The 4,966-nt window shown below is 68.7% G+C and carries 8 protein-coding genes; 3 read left to right on the top strand and 5 right to left on the bottom strand.

The window, feature by feature from the left end; all coding sequences use genetic code 11:
- On the bottom strand, positions 1-571 hold a 571-nt coding region (locus KWI83_RS37470; protein ID WP_218518835.1), incomplete at its 3' end, for a beta-L-arabinofuranosidase domain-containing protein.
- A gap of 1,199 nt (positions 572-1,770) precedes the next feature.
- Complete coding sequence (locus KWI83_RS37465) at positions 1,771-2,154, bottom strand: hypothetical protein (RefSeq protein WP_218518834.1); 384 nt, start codon at positions 2,152-2,154, stop codon at positions 1,771-1,773.
- Between the two features lie 455 nt (positions 2,155-2,609).
- On the opposite strand from KWI83_RS37465, the gene KWI83_RS37460 reads away from it, so the two are divergent.
- On the top strand, positions 2,610-3,065 hold the full coding sequence (locus tag KWI83_RS37460) for a hypothetical protein (protein ID WP_218518833.1): 456 nt from the start codon (positions 2,610-2,612) through the stop codon (positions 3,063-3,065).
- A gap of 123 nt (positions 3,066-3,188) precedes the next feature.
- Here KWI83_RS37460 and KWI83_RS37455 read toward each other — a convergent pair whose 3' ends face one another.
- Positions 3,189-3,536, bottom strand: a complete 348-nt coding sequence (locus tag KWI83_RS37455) for a DUF6233 domain-containing protein (protein ID WP_218518832.1) — start codon at positions 3,534-3,536, stop codon at positions 3,189-3,191.
- Positions 3,537-3,578: 42 nt separating this feature from the next.
- On the bottom strand, positions 3,579-3,920 hold the full coding sequence (locus KWI83_RS37450; RefSeq protein WP_218518836.1) for a hypothetical protein: 342 nt from the start codon (positions 3,918-3,920) through the stop codon (positions 3,579-3,581).
- Here KWI83_RS37450 and KWI83_RS39695 point away from each other — a divergent pair.
- Positions 3,901-4,044 carry a hypothetical protein gene (locus KWI83_RS39695; protein WP_256363378.1) on the top strand — a complete coding sequence of 48 codons (144 nt, stop codon included), beginning with the start codon at positions 3,901-3,903 and terminating at the stop codon, positions 4,042-4,044. The two genes, KWI83_RS37450 and KWI83_RS39695, sit on opposite strands and share 20 nt — an antisense overlap.
- Before the next feature lie 3 nt (positions 4,045-4,047).
- Positions 4,048-4,443 (top strand): hypothetical protein, encoded by a 396-nt coding sequence (locus KWI83_RS37445; protein ID WP_256363377.1) that lies wholly within the window; start codon positions 4,048-4,050, stop codon positions 4,441-4,443.
- Positions 4,444-4,522: 79 nt separating this feature from the next.
- Here KWI83_RS37445 and KWI83_RS37440 read toward each other — a convergent pair whose 3' ends face one another.
- Positions 4,523-4,846, bottom strand: coding sequence for a hypothetical protein (locus KWI83_RS37440; protein ID WP_256363376.1), 324 nt, complete (start codon positions 4,844-4,846; stop codon positions 4,523-4,525).
- Positions 4,847-4,966 lie beyond the last annotated feature (120 nt).

The raw sequence follows: 4,966 nt of genomic DNA, 5'->3' as shown, positions 1-4,966 counted from the left end.
CTAGGTGCCGTGACTCGCCTGTTTCTTGGTGTAGAAGCGCAGCGACGTGGGAGAACGCGAGGTTCATCGCCGGATGGCGCAGTTTCGCGATTCCCGGGCCGCTGAGCCTTGTAGACAGGTGAGTAGCGGCTCTTTGACACGCCTCGAGAGTACGGGCGTCGCGGCGGTAGCGGAACCATTCATAGAGTCCGAGGACACAGTGGTAGTGCCCCCAGACATCCCAGTTGTCGCCGAAGAGCCGGTCATCTCCGTCGAATGGACCCAGGTAGCCATCGGCACCTTGGTGTCCGGTCAAGCCTTGTACGACGCCTGCGACAGCGGACTCGAGCTGCCTGTCGCGTGACATGCGCAGATCTTGAACCGCAGAGATGAGGTACTTGCCGACGAACTCCCCAGACCACGGCAGGTACGGTGCACCGGGTCGAGGAACGAGCGTGTGATCGAACATTGTCACCATCGCCGGATTCGCGATGGGGACGGCGAGGAGCCAATTGCGCCGATTGGCGAGGAGACGCGTCCCGATGGCCCCATCGAAGGAGGCTGATGCAAGGTTTGGTCGCTCGTACCCCATGGACTATCCCTACACTCGGTCTTAGCTCGGTCCGCCTCAGTCCGTCGGCGATCCACCGAACCCTGAGCGGCGTGTAGGCCCCAATGTCGAGTTATTGTCCTTCGATCGATTGACTTGCACTCCTGCTTGTGGCTACGTCAACCGCCTTTACACCAGCAAAGCTGATATCGCCACTCAGGGTGACTGTAATCAAGGCTTTGAACACCCCACTTCCATCGGCTGCGACTGCTTTTTGACCTGATGTGGTTGTGGTCGGTGAGCCTCCGCTCTTGATATGATAGTTAAGCTCAACAGTCCCGGCAGGCGTGAACCCACGGCCAGCAACCTCGATGAACCGGCCCTCACCTGGCCGGGTGACCGCCCCCAATGTAATAAAGGGGCGCGGGCTGCCGATCACGACATAGTTGAAGCTGTTTTCGGCGCTGTGAGGGCCTCCGTCAGCCGGGCACCTTCCTCGGAAAGGGCCAAAGAATAGGCCTTGGCATTTCGGGCAGGAACGCCACTCGGGCTGAGAGCCCGGCTGCGGGGGAACATCGAAACTGAGAGCGTAGGCGAAGCTGCCCGTCTGCTCGTGTGGGCCACCGGCCGGGCAGACCCCCTTGAAATCAGGAAACCCTGCGAAGTGGAGACCTTGACACTTCGGGCAGGAAGCCCAGCCGTGTTGAACATTGGCCTCTTCCGGTACGTCGAAGTCGATCTCGTAGGCGAAGCTTCCTGTCTGCTCGTGTGGGCCGCCGTCAGCCGGGCAGACCCCCTTGAAATTATGGAATCCTGCGAAGTGGAGACCTTGGCACTTCGGGCAGGAAGCCCAGCCGTGTTGCCTAGTCATGTCGATAGATCCTTTCGAATGGCGCCGATCTACAGAGGGAGGTGATGACACCGATGTCGATTTAGTATTTTCTGGTGATGGTGTCCGAATGTAATCTTGACCTTTGCACTGTAGATTTCAGGAAGGGGCGGCCTCGGCTGGATCAACACCCACCCCGACGGCACCCCGCAGGACCCGAGCCCGGCCGAGGCCCACCTGCCCGCCCCCGGTCCCGCGCCGGCCGCCCAGCCCTCCCCGTGGGACCGCCTTGGCCCCCTGCAACACGCTTTAGGTGGTGTCTCGAAAAATCCCACACAGCACCCACGGCGCTGGTCAAGTCGCGTGCTGTGCCGCCGAGTGCCAGCAACCGTCCCGCTCGCACGTCGTCTCGTCACGGCCCTGGTACTGCGGACAGACGCACTTGTGGCACGGGCTCCGGAAGAAGTCGTCGCTGAAATCCGCCGCTCCCGCTCGCGTCAGCAGGGTGGCTGCTTCCGCGCGCGCCGATGACCAGCAGCGCGGCCTTCTGCAGCGTCTCCAACTGGTCGCCGGTGAGCTGCTCCAGAAGCTCGTCCAAAGGCGGTACGCGCAGCGTCCCTCTGGCGTTGTGAGGTGGGGTGAACTGGTCGTTGTGCGCGGCCGCGGCCTCATCTGAATCCTGTGGCGTCTCGAATGCGCCCAGGTCGTACAGGACGCCTCCGTCTTCCGGGCACCACACCTCCCAATAGGTGTTGGCTTGTCGCGCCCGGGCCTGTGGCTCGTCAACGTTCGTCATCACGGCACCCCCATGCCGAAGGAACCCCGAGCTACCACAATCCAGGGTCCGCCTGCCGACGCGGGCTCGCCACCCGAGTGGTCAGCCGATGGTGGTGCCGTCGGGACGCCCGACAGGGCCTGAACTGCCGGGCCCGTCGCCCCTTCGGAAAGGAGTAGCCGCAGCCCGCAGTCCTTGGTCAGCAGGGGGTGGGAACGGCGGTGGCCGTGGCGCCTCGGGCTCTGGGCAGGGTGATGCCCTGCTCCTGGCCGACCTCCCCGCCAGTCCCGCATCCGCCCACGGGCCCGGGCCGCAGCACCACGTCCCCGGTGCCGTCCGGCGCGCACGCACCCTCACCACGGGAGCGCTGTCCGCGCCGGGCGGTGCCGGGGCAGCGGGGGCCCGGGGGCCGACGAAGGCCCCCGGCAGCCACCGGCCCCAGCCCCGAGGGCGGCACCGAAGGAGACCCGCAGACCATGTATCACCCCAACCCGCCAGCCGATCCGCCCGCACTGATCGAGGCCCTGGCCGTCTGGGGGTGGGCCGTCGAGCCCGCGTGCGTGGCCGCGCACAGCGCCGAGAGCTTTGAGCGCCGGCGAGCCCTGGCCGAGGAGTCGTTCACCGCTGAGCAGCGCAGGCGCGTCCTGGAACTGGTCGCGGCCGAGACTCCCGTCCCCGAGGCCGCACAGAAGGCCGGGGTGACGCTCCACCAGGTCTATGGCCGGGCGAACTGGGATGCCGAGTTCGCCGAGGCACTGGACGAGGCCGCGTGGTCCTTGTGCGTGCTCGGCCAGGAGCACCCGCAGTGCAGCACGCCGAGTGGATACCGGGGCAACGAACGCGGATCGGCGTCACGTCCGCCCTGCCGGGGAACCGGCTGTAGGGAGTGGCGCCGCGGAATGGCCCAGCAGGAACGCGCGGCCGCCGTCTAGCTCGCCGACGGAGTGGTGCAGCCGGAGTCGGGGCCGACTGGCCGGTGATCGCGCGGTCTTCGCGCCCTGGGCTGGCTGCTCGCAACCATGATGCTGACCGTCGTACGGCGAAACCGAGCCCCGTCACCCGTCGATCATGCCGAGCTCGGTGTCGGGCCTGCACACCGCGCAGGCCTCGACCTGGTCGGCCAGGGCCCGCCGGGCGGCCTGTTCGGACGCCCCTGCCGCGCCCTTGCCGGCGAGCACGCACGTGCCGAGGTGGACCGCCACGGGGGTGCGGGTGGCGTCCAGGCCGCGCTGGATCCGGTACGGCGGCGGAGGCGGCGGAGCGGTTCGCTGCTGGATCGCGCGGCGCCGGGCTTCGGCCGCGCGTGCCTGGCGGACGTACATGAGCTGCACGGTCAGGTACGTCTCGATGTCGGCCAGCCGCTCGTCATCAGGCGGGTACGGGGGCGGCAGCGGGTCGGACACGGTGTCGGTCCTGTCGGGATCGTCGTAGGAGGGGGCGGGTGGTCAGGCGGCTTCTGTGATGTCCAGGGCCGCCGTGGCCGCCGCCCGCGTGACCTGCTTCAGCTCCGAGCGCGCCTGCGCGAGCTTCTCCGTCTCGACTTCTCTCCAGAAGGGGTGGCCGCTGACTTCCAGGGACAGCTCCAGGCACCGCGCACGGAGCCGGGCGACGGCGTCCTTCTCCTCCTGGGTCCAGCCGGGGCTGGCCTCGCGGCCGCCGGTGACCTCATCGGTGTGCGGGTGCTTCGTGCCGGGCCAGCCGGGCAGCGGCTCCACACTCCACGGGAGCCGGCCGCTCGCCCGGGCCGCCGAGACGCCGGCGGCGCCGGTGGAGCTGGAGGCGACCATCGACTCCCTGCGCTCCACCGCGAAGGGGGTACGGGAGACGGGGGAGCGGATGCAGCTCCTCGCCCGCGTGGCCGACGGCGACGTGACGCTCGCCAAGGTCTTCCGGGACACCGGCGATCCGTAGGGAGTGGCGGCCCGCGACACCGATCGGCAGGCCTACGGCGGACCGGCGATCATCCCGACGCAGTGGCAGCTCATCAAGCTGGCCCGGGACGCCGAGCGGGCCGCAGAGCGCGGCGTGGAGACCACCACGTTCCCCGAGGCGATGCAGGGCATCGGGATCGGCTGGGAGTCCAAGGCCGCCGCAGCCCGCAGGCGCCGGGAGCGGGACGCGGCGGTCGCCGTCGAGGTGCTGCGCACCCCGTGCGCGACGTGCGAGGCCGGGGACGGCGAGCAGTGCCGCACCAAGAAGGGCTGGGTGGCCGAACAGCCGCACGTCGGCCGCCAACGCGAGGCCGAGGCGACGGTCGACGCCCGTCTCGGCTACCTGGACATCAACCCGGTCGCCGTCCCCGACGCCTGACGGGCGCGGCGGACCCTGATCCCGGTCACGGTCAGACTGCGAGGAAGGGCGGTCACCTCCGACGAGGTGACCGCCCTTCTCAGCCTGTCGGCCCCGGCTCGAAGCGCGGGGTGTCGGCGGGCGACAGCTCCGGGCGTATCCGGTGCCAGCGCGCCGGGTGGCGCCAGCGTCCGGCACTGTCGCGTGCGACGTCGACGCCGACCTCCACCACCAGCTCCGGCACCACGAGAGTGACGTGCAGGCTCTCGCGCGAGCCCCATCCTGCGCTGAAGGTCCAGCCCGCCCACGGATGGTCTCCGGCCGGGGTGAGGGACCCGGCGACCGCAGGGCGGCGCGGCGGGCCTGGCGTACCTCGGAGGTCGAGGGCACCTGCTCCGCCTGGAGCGGTCGTTCGTCCTCCCATGTGAACCTCCGTAGTGTGTCCGAGGTTTGCCCAGCCTGGCTGGCCGGGCCTTCACCTCATGTGAGTGCTCCGTCACAAGTGGTGAAGTGCGAGTGGACTCCTGCGGAGGAACGGGACTAA

The sequence above is a fragment of the Streptomyces sp. TRM70350 genome (assembly GCF_019219825.1).
Taxonomy (GTDB): domain Bacteria; phylum Actinomycetota; class Actinomycetes; order Streptomycetales; family Streptomycetaceae; genus Streptomyces.
The sequence above is the reverse complement of the archived record's forward strand: the minus strand, read 5'-3'. Positions and strand labels throughout refer to the sequence as shown.